Raw genomic sequence first — 15,269 nt, forward strand, 5'->3', positions numbered from 1 at the left:
AATTTGTAGGCTTGCCGGGTCTTGCTGGTGATCTTGCCTGCAGACATGACTGTCTCCCAATGCTACCCCCAACAGAGGCTAGCTCTGTCTAGGAAATCCTGGGAACTCCAGAGCGGCATTGCTAATATCATCAAGAGTGATGGAATTTAGGTTCGATGGCTACTGCTAATTGCATCTTGGTTAGAAACAAAATTTCGCTTAATCCGCGGGTCTCCAGTGCAATTGTAGTGTTTGATCGTTTGATGTTGGAGTCAATCGAATTTAACACTAGGTCCAGGCGTTCGGCGATTTCATTCTTCTATTTTTTTATGCATTTCATTCTGGGCTTCTTAACCTTGTGGTTGATATTTACCCAGTTCAAGGAGATGCAGCGCAAAGTTCAGCTTGGTCACGAAATGCACGGGTGGATTCTTGACTACAAGGCGGTCTACTCAATGTTGCAAAGAAGCGAATTTGGCGTTAATGCGGCTATAGAGACTTTTTATTTGGTGGTGTGTGTGCTCTGGGGTAGCCTGGGCTGGGATCGCGTTAAAGAGCTTAGAGATGCTGGTGCTGCTGTGGGCTACCAGATGTGGGAGAGCTTTTCTTTTTCCCTCTTCATATTGGCTTTGGCTGTGCAGGTCGTCTGGATCAATAGCTCTGTTTCAGGGAAGATGTTCTCATCGATTCTTTCGTTCACATTGGCTGCGCTGTGTTTCGCTCGCTATTTGTATTTGCTATCCCCCCAGTTTCGGCTGAGATATAGGGCCTTCTGGGGCATGCGGAGCGACACGTTGGCTACGTCGCTGATATGAATTCTTTTGGGGGCAAGCAATTTGTCACCAAGTTGGAAGCAGGAGTTGGAAGCAGGGGCAGAGTGAACCGCCCCGGATTTCACGGATAAGGTAGTCAGGGGACACTCCCGACCTGTTGATATTGCTTCTCGATCTGTAAAGGTGTGGTATAGCCGAGGGCTGTATGGAGCCGGGCTCGGTTATAGATCAGTTCGAAGAAAACAGGTGTCAGAGTCGGGTTTTCGCACTGGCTCTTTGTGATCTTGGCGGCGAGGTAGTGCGGATGTCGACTCCCCGTAAACTCGATCTGTCGATTCTTACGATCTCGGATGCGCCGCGCTTTCCAGTGCTCCCAAAGGTGCGTTTCCCAAGGGCAAAATTGGATATGATCCAGCGCCGGGCACATCTCCAGGCCCTTGGGGAAGGGGTGATGCAGCACCGGCATTCCATTTCAACCAGGGGGATGTATGCGGCATGTTCTTATCGCGCTGTTCGTAGTTTGCATGTTGCCTGCCTGTGTCAGCACAAAAACGGTGAAGGCAGATATGCCAGCGTTGCAGCAGGCTGGGCATCAGACGGTGATCGTCAGCAAGCGGGAGTTGCCATCGTTTGGTGCAATGACTGCCGGCAAAGCGACGTTTGGCTTGATCGGTGCTGCCGCGATGATTTCCGCCGGCAATACGATTGTCAGAGAGAACCAGATCGAAGACCCGGCGGTGGCGATCGCCGATGGGCTCAGTCGGGCGCTGGCGGAGAAATTGTCCGTGCCAGTGCGATTGGCGGATGGCCTGCTGGATTCGACCAACCCTGCTGCCATGGCCAAGCAGTACCCCGGCGCGGGTTTGCTGCTGGATGTCCAGACCGTCAACTGGAGCTTCGCGTACTTCCCGGCCGATTGGAACAACTATCGGGTTATCTACAGCGTGAAACTGCGCTTGATCGACACGCGTACGGGCAAGCTTGTGGCGGAGGGCTTCTGCGCGCGGGTTCCGGAGTACAGCGATGATGCCCCCAGCCACGAGCAGTTGCTTGGAAACAGTGCCGCCGAGCTCAAGGCGCGCTTGAAGCGTTCTGGTGAGCAGTGCCAGGAAGAGCTGAAGTCGCAAACTCTTGGCTTGACCTGATCTAGGTTGATCAGTCGCGGCAATCTGGAGCCAGGGCGAGTTTTTCGCTCTGGCTCAGTTTGAAAAATTGGGATAGGACAGGGGCAGAGTGGCGTTTCCACTGTTTAGCGAGCTTTGAACTTCCAGTAAGAGCTGGGTCAGCTCCAAAGGAAGGCGACAGGACAATTGTTCCGCTCAAGGCAGCACGTAAAGCATCTGCGCCGGATAGTCCGCCACCATCTTCAAACGACCGAACGCGGATCCGCCGATGGCACCTTCCACCGGCGCATCGGTCATCGATGACATGTACTCGGTGAAGTTGCGGTCTGGGCGCGCAGCAAACCACGCTGGGCCGGTATCAGTGCCGGCGATGCGCACATTGGGCACCTGGATCATCGGCATGCCTCCATCGCCCATCAGTGCCACCGGCCAATCCGCGTGTGCGTCGCGCCACTTGCGGTACTGGCGGGCGGTGATGAAGCTGCCTGCCACGCGCGCACCTTCGACATGCCCAAGCGCCTTGGCGCCATCTGGGCCCAGCCGCAGTTCGGCGCCCGTATCGAACAGCATGTCGAGTTGCTCACCATCAATCTCGACCTGGATGCGCGGCCAGTACATGTTGCGGTCTGGCAGCATCGTCAGCGGCGTGCTGCGGGCGCCGGCCGGCGCGGTCCAGCCCTGCAGCAGGCTGAGCGTACCTGCTGGGTAATCGAACTCCCACACGCGCCCGGCAAACCAGCGACTGCCAAGGAAGCCCTCATTGAGCATCGGGCCCTCGCCGAAGCCTTCGGCCGGGACTACCGCCAGCCGCCCTTGCAGGAAGCGGTCGTGATCAGGAGACGGGATGCTGGCGCGATTTGCGAACGCGGGCCATTCGACTGTCTTGATCGGAGCTTGCCCTTCTTCTTCCACGTCGGCGCCGGGGCTGAGGCCAAGCCGCTGCGCGACGTCGTCGCGGACCATGTTCAAGCCACCGCCGCTGTCGGTGTAGAAAAGCATGCTGGCGCCATCGGCGAGGCGAGCCGTAACCAGGATGCGCTGATGCTCGAAGCGGGTAGGGACGAGTATCCGCGCAGTGGTTGGTTGCGACGCCTCAGCCTTGGGCTGCGATGCGCTGACCGCGGGCGGCGCAGTAAGCAGCAATGCAACGACGAGAGTCGTGCAGCTTGAGAACAGCTTCATGCAGAACTTCCTTGTCGACGGTTGTTGGCTGATCCTCGCAGATCCACGCCGACCTGAGAACCGGGGTCGGAGTTGGGTTTCCGCACTGCGCTTTATTCGGTAGAGCAGCCTGGAGCCCCGGGAGTCATTGGTTCTGCTTTACAGGGGGCGGCCGCGCAGGCAGACGCCATAGCGGCCATAACATGAACGCTTCGGATTCGAACTAACGCTGGTGGAACATCACCGTGGCACTATTCTCGGACAACGCAATCCGCTGCTTTGATCTGATGAGAAGGTGGTTCTTCAGTGGTGCTGGTGCATCCTGCCTTCCGCTCAGATGAGCAGCAATCTGATCATTGTGTAGTCGCAGGAACGATCAGAATTTTGCGGTTCTCTGTCGCTCGGCAAAGCCGTTTCATGGCGCGGTGTAGCCCAAGCGTTGAAGGACTGCATGATGTCCCTGAAATGTCCGTGACGCGGTTGCCAATCGTGGCTGTCCTTGATCCGCAGCTGCGCCGTTCCACTGTTTTCACTTGTGCCCGGAAAGGAAGAAACTGATGAAGTGCCCCATCTGCACGGATGTGAATTTGACCATGTCCGACCGGCAAGGAATTGAAATCGACTATTGCCCACAGTGCCGCGGGGTTTGGCTGGACCGGGGCGAGCTGGACAAATTGATCGAGCGATCCGTTGCCGATACGCCCCAGGTCCGTCCACCGGAGCCGCGTAACGTCAGTCCGCCTCAATACGATTCGCGTGACAGTGGCTATTACAAGCACAAGAAGAAGAAAGGCCTGCTCGGCGAGCTTTTCGACTTCTAGCTGGAAAACCGGGGTCAGAACTGGGTTTCCGCCCTGGCCTTGGTTCGTTAGGTGGTCTTGGGTTTCCCCAGATCAACTGGATCTGCAGCAGAGAGCGCGCAGTATCGGGATTAAATCGTAAAGAAATAAACCGGATATGGCGTTCATGTTTTGAACAATACGTATTTAAATCAGTGTATTGCAGTTGTCATTGTCATCTAGTATCGTTTCTTGAATCGTAAATAAATGAGCGCTGGTCATGGCCCGTCCTTCCTCCGCTAGCGTCCTGCAGCTGCTTGATCTGCTTCAGAGCGGCGATCCGGTGCCGGCGGGCGAGTTGGTCGCAAAGCTCGCCGTCTCCCGTCCCGTGCTATCGCGGTTGGTAGCCGAAGCCGGTGATCAGGTACGCCGTGTTGGCAAGGCACGCGCCACGGCCTATGTAGCTACAGCTCTGGTCCGGCCAAACACGTGGCCGCTTTACCGGATGAGCCCGGACGCCAACATGGAAGAGCTGGGCAGCTTGCATGCGCTGCGTGGAGACGGCTTCCTTTTTGAACCTACGGGTGATCATCCGAACCTCATGCGCCAAGTGGATGGCCCGGCGGGCTGCTTCCCGGGGCTGCCCTGGTTTCTGGATGACGTGCGCCCGCAAGGCTTCCTCGGCCGTTCCATGGCCCATCGATTGGGCCGGGCATTGGGTGTGCCGGTGGACCTGAAGCGCTGGCAGTCGCGCGACAACCTGCTCGGCATCCTGCATGGTGGTACCAGTATCGGTGACCTGCTGTTGGGGCAGGCCGCCATCGACCGTGCGCTGCTGGATGTGGATGCGCCACCTGACCAGGTGGACATGGGCAGCCGGCAAGAGGTCTACGCCATACGCGCCAGGGAAGCCCTCGATGGCGAGGACGTGGGCTCATCTCCAGGCGGTGAGCAGCCGAAGTTCACTGCCACCGTGGTTACCGCTACTGGTCGTTACGCTGCATTGGTCAAGTTCGCGCTGCCATCGCAGAGCCCGCTGGGCGCACGTTGGGCAGATCTGCTTACCTGCGAACACCTGGCACTGACCACGCTGCGCGAGGCAGGCTTTCAGGCTGCCCGCACGCAGTTGCTGCGCAGCGACGAACACGTATTCCTTGAAGTGGAAAGGTTTGATCGCACTGCGGACATATTGGGCAGGCGCGGCTTTGTTTCGTTGTTGGCGCTGGATGCGGCCTTCATTGGTGAGGGATCGCGCGACTGGGGTCTGGCCGGAGAACAGCTCGTTGGCGAGCGATTGATCAGCCGCGATACCGCAGAGAACATGGCACGGCTGCACTGGTTCGGCAGATTCATCGGCAATACCGACATGCATCTCGGCAACATCGGTTTCCACCTGATCGACAGCGGCCCGCTCCCCCTGTGCCCGGCTTACGACATGTTGCCGATGTATATGGCCCCATCGGCGCAAACCGGAAATGTTCGTGCACTCGCACCGATAAGCATCAATGCGCCTAGCCGGGCCGGGCAAGCGGCATTCGTTGCGTGGGCCGCACAGTTGGCTGTGCAGTTCTGGCAGCGGGTAGCGGAATCAGAGGTTGCCCCGGACATTCAGGCCGTGGCGCAGCAGAACAGCGATGTAGTCAGCCGCTACGCCCAGCGCTTCGGCAGCTGAAAGAAAACCGGGGTCAGAGTCGGGTTTTGGATGTTGCATAGTTGGCAATGCGAAGTGCATCCACGCCATCAACTCAACTTGCGTACCCGAGTATCCGCAGGTGCCAACAGCACTCCATCCGAACCCTGCAGCCGCATCAACGGAACCGGCTTGCCGGTACGGTTGTCGAGCAGTTGTGAGTGACGTTCGCCGCGTTGGTAGAGATGCTGTTCGCCCCACTGGCGCAGCGCAACCAGGATGGGGAACAGGCTCTCGCCCTTGGGCGTGAGCACGTACTCCTGATAAGCCGTGCCGTCCGATGCGGCATGCAGCTGCAGGATGTCTGCGTCCACCAGCTTGCGCAGGCGGTCGGTGAGGATGTTGCGGGCCACGCCCAGGCCGCGCTGAAAGTCGCCAAAGCGGCGCACGCCGTCGAATGCGTCGCGCAGGATGAGCAGTGACCAGCGATCGCCGACAAGGTCGAGGCTACGCGCCACCGGGCAAGGGGAGTCGTGTTCTGGGCTGCGGCGGGACATGGCGGCTCCTGTGGCTGCGCCCATTGTAGTTGCATTTTAAAACCACTGCCCGCTAGCATCTTACTGGTTGCAATTTGCAACTGGATTGGGTCGGTCGTGAATTTGCCTTTGGAAAGCTCCCTGGAACACCGCGAGGCCACCATGCAGGCGCCGGGCGATGCGCTGCCGGCAGGTCTGGTATGGCTGTTCGCGATCGCCAGCGGGCTGTGCGTGGCCAATGTGTATTACGCGCAGCCCATGTTGGACCTGCTGGCGGCATCACTGGGCATCAGCCTGGCCGCTGTCGGCAGCGTGGTGACTGCAACCCAGATTGGTAGTGCCTTGGCCTTGCTGCTGCTGGTGCCACTGGGTGACAGGATGGAGCGACGCCGCTTGATGCTGGCTCAACTACTGGGTTTGGTGGTTGCGCTGCTGTGGGTCGCCTGGGCGCAATCGCCGTGGCTGTTGTTGACGGGCATGTTGGCGATTGGTTTGCTTGGCACTGCGATGACGCAGGGGCTGATCGCCTATGCCGCGAGTGTTGCTGGCGACAACGAACGCGGACGGGTGGTCGGTGCCGCGCAGGCGGGGGTGTTCATTGGCTTGCTGATGGCGCGGGTGGTCGCTGGCGGTGTCGCCGATCTGGGCGGCTGGCGTAGCGTCTATGTCGTTTCCGCATTGGTGATGGTGCTGCTGGCAGGCTTCCTCTATCGCAGACTCCCGCGTTTGCCCGCGACCGCGGAGACAATGCGTTACGTGCAGCTGATTGCTTCCATGGCTCGGCTATTGCGGCAGGATCGGGTGCTGCAGATCCGTGGAGTATTGGCATTGCTGATGTTCGCGGCGTTCAACATCTTCTGGAGTGCGCTGGTATTGCCGCTGAGTGCGCCGCCTTATGGCTACTCGCATACGGCTATTGGTGCATTCGGGCTGGTTGGCGTGATCGGTGCGCTGGGTGCCACTGGAGCGGGCCGATGGGTCGATCGCGGGCGAGGTCAAACCGTCACCGCGATGGCATTGTTTGTGCTGCTGCTGGCGTGGTGGCCGCTGTCGTTGATGCCTGTGTCACTGTGGGCACTGGCCGCCGGCATCGTGCTGCTGGATCTGGGCGGGCAGGCGCTGCACGTGAGCAACCAGAGCATGATCCTCCGCGAGCAGTCGCAGGCACATAGCCGACTGGTCGGGCTGTACATGCTGTTCTATGCGATAGGTAGCGGGGCGGGTGCGATTGCCACCACGGCAACCTACGCACGAGCAGGCTGGAGTGGTGTCTGCCTGCTGGGTGCGGTGACCTGTGGCGTTGCGGGAGTATTCTGGCTTGTCACTCGGCGCTACATGTCTGAGCAGCTGCGGTAGCGAGCAGCATCACCCGATGGCTGGTTGCAGTGGCCCGGGTGCGCGACGCCTACCCGGGCCACAACAGCGAAGCTTCAGTGCGTAAATCGGTACGTTGGACTGAGCGGTATCGACCTCAGTTGCCAACACCAATCTGCTTCACGAAAGCGGCGTTGTCCCAGTACAGGAATTCCTCGGTCATCTGCCCCTGTGCGTTCCAGTGCCCAATGGTGACCATCGGCAGGCGGTACTTCTTGTTGGTCGGCTGGATCACGGTGCCGTCGGCAAGAACCATCGGTTTGCTGAAGGTGCCTTCGATGAAGCCAGCGACCGCTGTCCACTCTGCATTTGCCGAGCCGAAGCGCACCGGGTGCTCGGTGATCCGGTTGTCGGGTGCGAAGGTCCACATGAAGTCCAGCTCCTTGATGTGGTCGGGCAAGCCGGTGGTGGTGTGGCCGTCCGGGTAGTGCACGACGATGTCCTTGGCATGACTCAGGTGCAGGTCATCCCATTGCTGCTTTGTGTAGACGCGGAAATCCAGGTCATCGAAGGTGGCGAGGTTCCTGGCCAGGGCCGACGGCATTCCCTGCACTGCGGGTGTTGCTTCGCCCACCTTGCTGGCGGGCCAGCTGTTGGTTGGTGGCTCCGCGGCATGTGCGGTCACAATCGTGGTGAGTGCAACGGAAACAGCGAACGCGATTCGTTTAACGGCATTCATTGAACGGCTCCGGCAAGGTGTGTGCTGAGGTAACGACGTTCGTTGTGTTCCAACCACTGCCGCAAAAAGTCGACCGGCCAGGCTGGAAGCAGAGGAAGAATGAGCCGCACATGGTTTTGAGTGTGTGAAGCGGGCGCGGTGCTGGGTTTCGCCTCATCGCCACCTCAAGTATCGGGATGGATGCCAGCCAGCCCCCCATTCAATTTCAGGACCCAGAAGCTACAATCGGCCGATTCCCACTGCGTGACCGGGAACTACATGGATGCAACGAACTGATTGCTTGGGGTGGAACATGAAAGTCCGGATTCTTGGAGTGTCGTTGCTTGTCGGCTTGCTGCTGGGGTGCAAACAGATGCCGGCAGGTGAAGCTGAGGGCATTGCTGCTGCAGCCACGGTGGCCGAGTCGCCCGTCAAGGCCGGTGCAGATCCTGTTGGGGAGATAGTGGACACGGAGTCCTCGCCTTATGAAGAGGGCGACCCCGAGGGTGATGCCTCGACACCGGCGGCTTCCGATCACGAACCCAGCTGCGAGGAGAACCCGCTGGCGACGCACTTCTTTACCCTTGTGGGCGGCAATACCGTGGACAACTGCGGACGTGCCGATCCCAAGGTGACTGCAGCATTCGATGAGCTACTGAAAGAGGCCGCACAGGGCGACATCGCCGATCCGCATGTCCCACCGCAGCGCGAACGGCTGCTCAGTGGCCCCAGCGCACCCGGTATGCCAAAGACCCTGGGTAGCGAGACATGGTGGTTCTACACGGCTTGCCAGGCGCACCAATGCGACACGCAGCAGCTGGCGATGCTTTACCAGCCGCAGCACGCCAGGATGGTTGGCCGTCTGGTGTCGCGCTGCAGGGTGTGGTGGTTGGGTAGCCCGACAGCCGAACAGCGTGCGCTTATCGATGAAACCAAGCCGGTGGATCCTGCGCTGCTAAGTGATGAGCCCTGCGACGAAGAGCTCTGAGTTCGGCTGTAACCACCGGAGCGCCGCATCATGAAGTCGCCATCCTTGCTGTTCTTTGTGCTGATACAGGGCGCTGGCAGCGCCCTTGCCGCCGCGCCTGACCAACAGAGAGAAGCCGGAAATGACGCTCTGTACTCGGTCGCGTTCTTCCTGGTGTTGTTCATCCTGATTGCTTGGCTGGCAACCCATCTTTCACGGGGGAAAAAGCCGAAGCAAGCGCCGGCGCTGCCACGTGTTCCGGTGCGGATGCATTGGTATGACGGTACCCAGCTGCCAATCGCTGACTGGGAGCGGATTGATGAGGACGCGCCGACGCTGATGGATGCCGAGGCCGTGCATATCCATCGCACCTCGGCGGCGAAGGAGTGGCTGGAGGCGCTGAACCATCAGCTTGGCGAGCACTATCGGATCACCGAGTCCACTGACTTCCTGTTGCTTTCAAACCTGATGGATCGGCCCGGGGAGGTGTTCCTCGCCAGCTGCCAGCGCCTGCTGTCGCGTATCAATCGCAGTTTGGGCGAGCTTGCCGTCGCACAGAACCAGGGCAAGCACGTGGTGATGGTGTTTGCAGACGAGGAGGATTATTACGCCTACGTCTCGCACTACTATCCGGATGGCGGCGAGTACGCGATGTCCTCGGGCATGTTCATCAAGGCGGGATACGGGCACTTCGTGATGCCCTTGGAGATCCTTGATTCGATGGAGCCGGTGATCGCCCATGAGCTCACGCATTGCCTGCTGCAACACCTGCCGATTCCGGCGTGGTTGAACGAGGGCCTGGCGGTGAATACCGAGCACACCTTGTATCCACAGCTGGCCGCACCCGGCGCACAGATGTACTTTCCGCACGAAATCGCTGCGCAACACGCGGCTTACTGGAACGAAGAGAGCATCCAGGCGTTCTGGTCCGGGAAGTCATTCCTGGCTGCGGATGATGGCAACCGGCTCTCCTACGATCTGGCCAAGAAGATCACCGCGCTGGCGGCAGGCGATGAGCGTGCATTCCGCAAGTTCGTGGCCGCCGCGCAGATGAGCGACGGCGGTTTGGCAGCGGAGCAGCACCTGGGGTATCCCATCCAGAACCTGCTCGAGGCGGTACTGGGTGAAGGTGAGTGGACACCGCGGCCGGAGTCGTGGAAGCAGGGTGTGGAACGGGGGCAGTTCTAGGTTGGCTGGATAACCGGCCAAGCAATCGCACAAGGTGATGCACGCCTTGTAGGAGCGACGTCAGTCGCGAAGCTGGGTATCGTTGCGCGCCCGTGCACCATGCAATTGCATGGACTTGGCGGCCTTTGGATTTCCAGCTTCGCGGCTTACGCCGCTCCCACAGAAAGAGGGCGGATCAGGCTACGGCGTTGTACGGTGGGTAGTCGATGTAGCCCTTGCTGGTGCCGCCGTAGAACGTGGTCGGATCTGCCTTGGCCAGCGGGTGGCCGTGACGTAGGCGCTCGACCAGATCCGGGTTGCTGATGAACGGTACGCCGAAGCCGGCCATGTCGATCAAGCCCTCATCTATCAACGTCTCCGCTGATTCGCGGTCCAGTCCGCCGGCCAGGATCAAGGTAGTTTCCGGGAGCTTGCCGCGGATGGTCTTGAGCAGGTTGTTGAAGCCGGCTTGGCTTGGCGCGCTGCTTGAGTAGCCGGCCTGGTTCATCAGGTGCACGAAGCTCAGCTTGCGCTTGCCGATGGCGTCGGCGAGCGCGGTGTAGGTTTCATCGGTCTCCGGGTAGGCCGGCATGTCGAAGATGTTGCCGTACGGCGAAAGGCGTATGCCGGTGCGGTCCGCACCGATGCGCGCGACGATGGCGTCGATCACTTCCAGGGTGAAACGGATGCGGTTCTCCAGCGTGGCCGCCGAGTACTGATCGCTGCGGTCATTGACCAGCGGGTTGAGGAACTGCTCGTGCAGGTAGCCGTTGGCGCCATGGATTTCCACGCCGTCAAAACCTGCATCAATCGCGTTCTGCGCGGCCTGCGCAAAGTCGTTGACCACGCGCGCGACTTCCTCGGTGCTCAGCTGGCGCGGCGCGGGTGCATCGACCATGCCTGGCTGACCTTCTTCGTTGTAGCCGAAGGCCTTGGCGTTCGCAGGCTGCTTGCTGCTGGCGCTGACCGGCGTGCGGCCGTCCTGCTGGATCGAGGGATGCGACATGCGGCCGACGTGCCACAGCTGGGCGACGATCTTGCCGCCCAGCGCGTGCACCGAGTTGGTGGTCAGGCGCCAGCCTTCGATCTGCTCGGGAGTGTAGATGCCGGGGTTGAAAAGATATCCCTGGCCTTCGCGCGAGATCGGCGTGCCTTCGCTGACGATCAGACCAGCGGTGGCGCGCTGCGCGTAATAGAGTGCAACGCGCTCGTCGGCGATATCGTTGGGGGCGCGTGCACGGGTCATGGGCGCCATGGCGATGCGGTTGGAGAGGGTGGTTCCAGCAAGATTGTACGTTTCGAAAAGCGAAGTCATTTCGGTGTTCCAGGGAAAGCGATAGGGGGAGTGCATGGCCTGATGGCGGCGCATGAGGGCTGCGGCCCGGCAGCTGCCAGGCCGCTAACCCTGAAGACATGGGCATGCGCGCTGGTGCTCACAACGCGCTGGGATGGAAAGCAGAGTTGCGGTTTGCGGAATGTTCCGGACTTCCGACCGCACCTGTTTGGGGATGAAGCGTGGGTTCAGGTCGGACAGTAGGCAGCTAGAGATGAAGCCGATACCTCTTTTTGTAGGAGCGGCGTAAGCCGCGAAGCCGGTGGCCCGGACATCCCCTCATGTCTGTATCTGGTGGTGGTCAGCGCTTTTGGCTTCGCGGCTTACGCCGCTCCTACAAAAGCCGGGCCACTCACAGCCCGGCAGGTTGCAAGCAACCCTCACCCCGCTTTGAGCTAGCATCAGCGCAACCGGGAGCCAGGGACTGTCAAGCATGAAGATCGCCGTAGTTCGCTGTCTGTTGTTGGTCACGTGGCTGCTGTTGGGCACCACGCCTGCGGTGGCGGCGCCCGGCAAACTGCTGGAGGCAGTTGCTACCGACGGCGCTCCCGCTGGCGCCAAGGCCTGGCGCATCCGTTACGAAACCACCGACGTCGATGGCGACCCTACCCAATCCACCGGGGTGCTGATCGCACCTGAGGGGCCAAGCCCGGTTCAAGGGCGCGACATCGTTGCATGGGCGCACGGCACCGTGGGCATTGATTCGACGTGCACGCCGATTCGTACCCTGGACCAGATCCCGGGGCTGGCCGACATGCTGGCTCGGGGTTGGGTGGTGGTCGCCAGTGACTACCCGGGACTCGGTACGCGCGGTCCGCATGCCTATCTGGCGGGGGACGCCGCCGCGGCAGCGGTGCTGGACTCGGTGCGCGCCGCGACGGCGCTGCCAGCCGCTGGTGCCAGCCACAGCTTCGCGGTCTGGGGGCATTCACAGGGCGGCCATGCGGCGCTGTTCAGCGCGCAACGTGTGCGCAGCTACGCGCCGGATCTGCAGTTGCAGGGCGTGGTTGCGGTGTCGCCGCCCAACGATCTGGCGGCCAATATGCAGCGCGCCGATGCGACGGTACGCGGGTTGTTGACCGCGTTTACCGCCAGGAGTTGGTCCAAGGTCTACGGTGCTGATCTCTCCAGCATCGCCAACAAGACCACGCGTGGCGTGATCGAGCGTGCCACCAGCGGCTGCGAGGGCGACCCGTTCTCGGCGGCGGCGCTGGTCCGCCTTCTGCGCTTGCGCGCGCGCCTCGGCAGTCTGGATCTGAGCGGGCGCGCACCCTGGGATGGCTTGATGGCGCGCAATTCGATCACGGCACTGGCCGCTGGTTCGGCACCGCTGTTACTGGTGCAATCCGATGCAGACGGCCTGGTCGCGACGCCGGTCACTTGGAACTTCTTCGAACGCAGCTGCAAACGCGGTGCTGCGCTGAACTACCTGCGCCTGCCAGACACTGGCCATGCCACCACGGCGATTGCCTCGGCGGATCGTGCCATCGCCTGGATCGCCGAGCGCTTCAGCGGGCAACCGGCTGGCAGCGATTGCGGGCAGGCGATGAGCGCCGGGTCAGCAGCCAGCGGATAGTGCAGGCTGCATGCGGTGAATTGTCTGTCCAGGCAGCGTGGTATCCCGCTGCGATTCCGATAATGGAGACTCGTCATGTCGCTGGTGCTCTACGGTCATCCGTTTTCCTCGTATACGCAGAAGGTGCTGATCGCGCTGTACGAGAACGCCATCGCCTTCGAGTTCCGCGAGCTCGGCCCTGACGCGCCAGAGAACGTTGGCCAGTGGCTGCAGCATTGGCCGCTGGGCAAGTTTCCGCTGCTGCTCGACGGAGAGCGCAGCATCGTGGAAACCAGCATCATCATCGAATACCTGCAGCTGAAGCATGACGGGCCAGTGCGATTGCTGCCCGGGGATCCGATACAGGCGCTGGATGTGCGCTTCCGTGATCGTTTCTTCGACCTGCATGTGATGAGCCCGGTGCAGCACGCAGTGAGCGGCGCGCTCAGTGGCGATGATGGCAAGCGCGACGAAGCCCGCGCCTTCAGCGCGCAGAAGCTGGAGCTTGCCTACGCCTGGTTGGAAAGCCAGCTGCCGGGCCATCGATGGGCTTGTGGTGAGGCCTTTTCGATGGCCGACTGTGCCGCAGCGCCTGCGTTGTTCTACGCCGATTGGACGCATTGCATCAGCGATGACTACCCGCTGCTGCTGGACTACCGCCAGCGCCTGCTGCAGCGCCCGTCCTTTGCGCGCGCGGTGGATGAGGCGCGCGGCTACCGCCATCTGTTTCCCTTGGGGGCGCCTGATCGTGATTGATTCCAAGCACCGAGCTTGGTACTCGCGCTATCCGTGGTCGGTTGTGATCCGCATTGCGGCTTTCGTCACACCCTTGCTGGCGCTGCTGTTGTACACGCGCATGGCCGTCGCGCATGCGTCTGCTCAACAACATCGCGGTGATACCGGCTTGGGTATCGCCCTGCTGTTGGGCGCTGTTACATTGCTGATGCTGGTGGGATTCTTGGTGGACGCGGTGTTGCAGCTGGTGCGCCGACAGCACTGGAACTGGATCACCGATGCGCTGATCCTGGGCTTGCTGTTGATGCCCTTCGGCTGGGTGGCCTGTAACTGGTTCGGCGTGCATGAGTCGCTCGCCTGTCGGGTTCCGATCAGCCTGTTTGGCGGAGTACTGGACCTGCTCTCGCTCTGAATCCGGGCAACGCATGTTGTCAGCCGGCTGGCGGAATCAGGCGCTGCCGAGCTTGGCCCAGCGCCAACCTTCACGCAGCGATACCTCGAAACGTGCCCACTGCCGCAGCTCGGCAGCGGTTGCGTGGCCGATATCGCCAATACCATCGCCTGCCACCACCGCAAACACCAAGCGATCGGCAGAGGGCCCGGAGAGAGGAGGCGTTACGGATACCCGCCGTACGCTCCAGGCCCGCCCCAAGCGGCCATTGCTGTAGCAGCGGCCGGGCTCGATCAGCTCCGGGTGCAAGGCGTCGCGTTCGGCATGCTGTTTGGCGAGTTCCAACAGCTCGGTCAGGTTCTCATCGGTGATGTCGACGAAGGAGTTGAGCTGGCCGATGGCGGCGTGGAAATCTTCCTGGGTCAGATCCACATGGCGTTGCGAGGACGGCACGGTCACGGTTTGCTGGCGGCGCCGGTGCAGATGCACGGGGTAGCGACGCCATGCGAAGCAGGCGTTGAACACAACTCCGGCCAGCAGGATGGCAGCGACATTGATTGCTACCGGAGTTAGCAGGTACTGGTAGCCCAGCGCGTGCACATCGCTGCCACCAATCACCGCTGCAAGCGCGGTAGCGCCGCCCGGTGGGTGGATGCAGCGCAGGTAGTGCATCGCGCCCACCGCCAGACCCACCGCCAGCGCGCCGGTCCATGCCTGCTCGGGGAACATCAGCTGGCAGCTGACGCCGATGAAGGCCGATACCAGATGGCCGGCAATCACCGCCCAAGGCTGAGACAAGGCGCCATGTGGCACCGCGAACACCAGCACCGCGCTTGCCCCCATGGATGCCAGCATGATTGCGCCACCGGCATGGTTGAAGCCGCCAGGGAAGCACCAATGGGTGATCTGGTAGACGACGCTGATACCGATCAGAGCGCCCAGTGCCGAGATCCATTTCTCCCCGTGACTGGTCTGGTTGCGCTCGATGCTCAACCAACTACGGAGCGGATGCAGGGGCTTGCTGCTGGACGTCATGGCGGTGGATGGGCTTGGGGGAGGCCATTTTGACGGGTTTCCCGCTTGCCGCATGAGTCCAGATGAGCTCAT

16 protein-coding genes are annotated in these 15,269 nt (G+C 61.0%); 10 read left to right on the top strand and 6 right to left on the bottom strand.

Annotated elements, in window-relative coordinates:
• The first annotated feature begins 155 nt into the window (after positions 1-155).
• Positions 156-794 (top strand): hypothetical protein, encoded by a 639-nt coding sequence (locus tag ACVOLS_RS12075; RefSeq protein WP_481545770.1) that lies wholly within the window; start codon positions 156-158, stop codon positions 792-794.
• 94 nt (positions 795-888) lie between these two features.
• On the opposite strand, the gene ACVOLS_RS12080 is transcribed toward ACVOLS_RS12075, so the two are convergent.
• Complete coding sequence (locus ACVOLS_RS12080) at positions 889-1,218, bottom strand: hypothetical protein (protein ID WP_481545771.1); 330 nt, start codon at positions 1,216-1,218, stop codon at positions 889-891.
• A 217-nt stretch (positions 1,219-1,435) separates the two neighbouring features.
• On the opposite strand from ACVOLS_RS12080, the gene ACVOLS_RS12085 reads away from it, so the two are divergent.
• Positions 1,436-1,897, top strand: a complete 462-nt coding sequence (locus ACVOLS_RS12085) for a hypothetical protein (protein WP_481545772.1) — start codon at positions 1,436-1,438, stop codon at positions 1,895-1,897.
• A 174-nt stretch (positions 1,898-2,071) separates the two neighbouring features.
• Here the strand turns inward: ACVOLS_RS12085 and ACVOLS_RS12090 are convergent, their stop codons facing one another.
• Positions 2,072-3,058, bottom strand: a complete 987-nt coding sequence (locus tag ACVOLS_RS12090) for a hypothetical protein (protein ID WP_481545773.1) — start codon at positions 3,056-3,058, stop codon at positions 2,072-2,074.
• Between the two features lie 536 nt (positions 3,059-3,594).
• On the opposite strand from ACVOLS_RS12090, the gene ACVOLS_RS12095 reads away from it, so the two are divergent.
• Both ACVOLS_RS12095 and yjjJ read left to right on the top strand, forming a co-directional pair.
• Positions 3,595-3,858: a TFIIB-type zinc ribbon-containing protein gene (locus tag ACVOLS_RS12095; RefSeq protein ID WP_481545774.1), complete on the top strand. Its 264-nt coding sequence runs from the start codon at positions 3,595-3,597 to the stop codon at positions 3,856-3,858.
• Positions 3,859-4,096: 238 nt separating this feature from the next.
• Entirely contained in the window at positions 4,097-5,488 is a 1,392-nt protein-coding gene (gene yjjJ, locus ACVOLS_RS12100) for a type II toxin-antitoxin system HipA family toxin YjjJ (RefSeq protein WP_481545775.1), read from the top strand.
• A 68-nt stretch (positions 5,489-5,556) separates the two neighbouring features.
• Here yjjJ and ACVOLS_RS12105 read toward each other — a convergent pair whose 3' ends face one another.
• Positions 5,557-6,003, bottom strand: coding sequence for a winged helix-turn-helix transcriptional regulator (locus ACVOLS_RS12105; protein WP_481545776.1), 447 nt, complete (start codon positions 6,001-6,003; stop codon positions 5,557-5,559).
• Between the two features lie 96 nt (positions 6,004-6,099).
• Here ACVOLS_RS12105 and ACVOLS_RS12110 point away from each other — a divergent pair, with 96 nt between their 5' ends.
• On the top strand, positions 6,100-7,338 hold the full coding sequence (locus tag ACVOLS_RS12110; RefSeq protein WP_481545777.1) for an MFS transporter: 1,239 nt from the start codon (positions 6,100-6,102) through the stop codon (positions 7,336-7,338).
• A gap of 115 nt (positions 7,339-7,453) precedes the next feature.
• Here the strand turns inward: ACVOLS_RS12110 and ACVOLS_RS12115 are convergent, their stop codons facing one another.
• Positions 7,454-8,035 carry an ester cyclase gene (locus ACVOLS_RS12115; protein ID WP_481545778.1) on the bottom strand — a complete coding sequence of 194 codons (582 nt, stop codon included), beginning with the start codon at positions 8,033-8,035 and terminating at the stop codon, positions 7,454-7,456.
• A gap of 313 nt (positions 8,036-8,348) precedes the next feature.
• Here ACVOLS_RS12115 and ACVOLS_RS12120 point away from each other — a divergent pair, with 313 nt between their 5' ends.
• On the top strand, positions 8,349-9,002 hold the full coding sequence (locus ACVOLS_RS12120) for a hypothetical protein (protein ID WP_481545779.1): 654 nt from the start codon (positions 8,349-8,351) through the stop codon (positions 9,000-9,002).
• Between the two features lie 30 nt (positions 9,003-9,032).
• Positions 9,033-10,169, top strand: a complete 1,137-nt coding sequence (locus ACVOLS_RS12125; protein ID WP_481545780.1) for a hypothetical protein — start codon at positions 9,033-9,035, stop codon at positions 10,167-10,169.
• 175 nt (positions 10,170-10,344) lie between these two features.
• Here the strand turns inward: ACVOLS_RS12125 and ACVOLS_RS12130 are convergent, their stop codons facing one another.
• Entirely contained in the window at positions 10,345-11,463 is a 1,119-nt protein-coding gene (locus ACVOLS_RS12130) for an alkene reductase (protein WP_481545781.1), read from the bottom strand.
• A 451-nt stretch (positions 11,464-11,914) separates the two neighbouring features.
• On the opposite strand from ACVOLS_RS12130, the gene ACVOLS_RS12135 reads away from it, so the two are divergent.
• The 3 genes from ACVOLS_RS12135 (at position 11,915) to ACVOLS_RS12145 (ending at position 14,183) form a co-directional block, all read left to right on the top strand.
• Positions 11,915-13,057, top strand: coding sequence for an alpha/beta fold hydrolase (locus ACVOLS_RS12135; RefSeq protein ID WP_481545782.1), 1,143 nt, complete (start codon positions 11,915-11,917; stop codon positions 13,055-13,057).
• A 75-nt stretch (positions 13,058-13,132) separates the two neighbouring features.
• Positions 13,133-13,792: a glutathione S-transferase family protein gene (locus ACVOLS_RS12140; RefSeq protein WP_481545783.1), complete on the top strand. Its 660-nt coding sequence runs from the start codon at positions 13,133-13,135 to the stop codon at positions 13,790-13,792.
• Entirely contained in the window at positions 13,785-14,183 is a 399-nt protein-coding gene (locus tag ACVOLS_RS12145) for a hypothetical protein (RefSeq protein ID WP_481545784.1), read from the top strand. The genes ACVOLS_RS12140 and ACVOLS_RS12145 overlap by 8 nt, the downstream gene beginning before the upstream one ends.
• 36 nt (positions 14,184-14,219) lie before the next feature.
• On the opposite strand, the gene ACVOLS_RS12150 is transcribed toward ACVOLS_RS12145, so the two are convergent.
• Positions 14,220-15,197, bottom strand: coding sequence for an HPP family protein (locus ACVOLS_RS12150; protein ID WP_481545785.1), 978 nt, complete (start codon positions 15,195-15,197; stop codon positions 14,220-14,222).
• Positions 15,198-15,269: the final 72 nt, after the last annotated feature.

The sequence above is a fragment of the Stenotrophomonas sp. STEN038 genome, from assembly GCF_056759895.1.

Bases quoted from the DNA above. Each gene is read 5' to 3' on its own strand.
- ACVOLS_RS12140 (WP_481545783.1), top strand. From the start codon at position 13,133: ATGTCGCTGGTGCTCTACGGTCATCCGTTTTCCTCGTATACGCAGAAG.
- ACVOLS_RS12105 (WP_481545776.1), bottom strand. From the start codon at position 6,003: ATGTCCCGCCGCAGCCCAGAACACGACTCCCCTTGCCCGGTGGCGCGT.
- ACVOLS_RS12085 (WP_481545772.1), top strand. From the start codon at position 1,436: ATGATTTCCGCCGGCAATACGATTGTCAGAGAGAACCAGATCGAAGAC.
- ACVOLS_RS12080 (WP_481545771.1), bottom strand. From the start codon at position 1,218: ATGCCGGTGCTGCATCACCCCTTCCCCAAGGGCCTGGAGATGTGCCCG.
- ACVOLS_RS12130 (WP_481545781.1), bottom strand. From the start codon at position 11,463: ATGACTTCGCTTTTCGAAACGTACAATCTTGCTGGAACCACCCTCTCC.
- ACVOLS_RS12135 (WP_481545782.1), top strand. From the start codon at position 11,915: ATGAAGATCGCCGTAGTTCGCTGTCTGTTGTTGGTCACGTGGCTGCTG.
- ACVOLS_RS12090 (WP_481545773.1), bottom strand. From the start codon at position 3,058: ATGAAGCTGTTCTCAAGCTGCACGACTCTCGTCGTTGCATTGCTGCTT.
- ACVOLS_RS12095 (WP_481545774.1), top strand. From the start codon at position 3,595: ATGAAGTGCCCCATCTGCACGGATGTGAATTTGACCATGTCCGACCGG.
- ACVOLS_RS12115 (WP_481545778.1), bottom strand. From the start codon at position 8,035: ATGAATGCCGTTAAACGAATCGCGTTCGCTGTTTCCGTTGCACTCACC.
- ACVOLS_RS12075 (WP_481545770.1), top strand. From the start codon at position 156: ATGGCTACTGCTAATTGCATCTTGGTTAGAAACAAAATTTCGCTTAAT.
- ACVOLS_RS12125 (WP_481545780.1), top strand. From the start codon at position 9,033: ATGAAGTCGCCATCCTTGCTGTTCTTTGTGCTGATACAGGGCGCTGGC.
- ACVOLS_RS12150 (WP_481545785.1), bottom strand. From the start codon at position 15,197: ATGACGTCCAGCAGCAAGCCCCTGCATCCGCTCCGTAGTTGGTTGAGC.
- yjjJ (WP_481545775.1), top strand. From the start codon at position 4,097: ATGGCCCGTCCTTCCTCCGCTAGCGTCCTGCAGCTGCTTGATCTGCTT.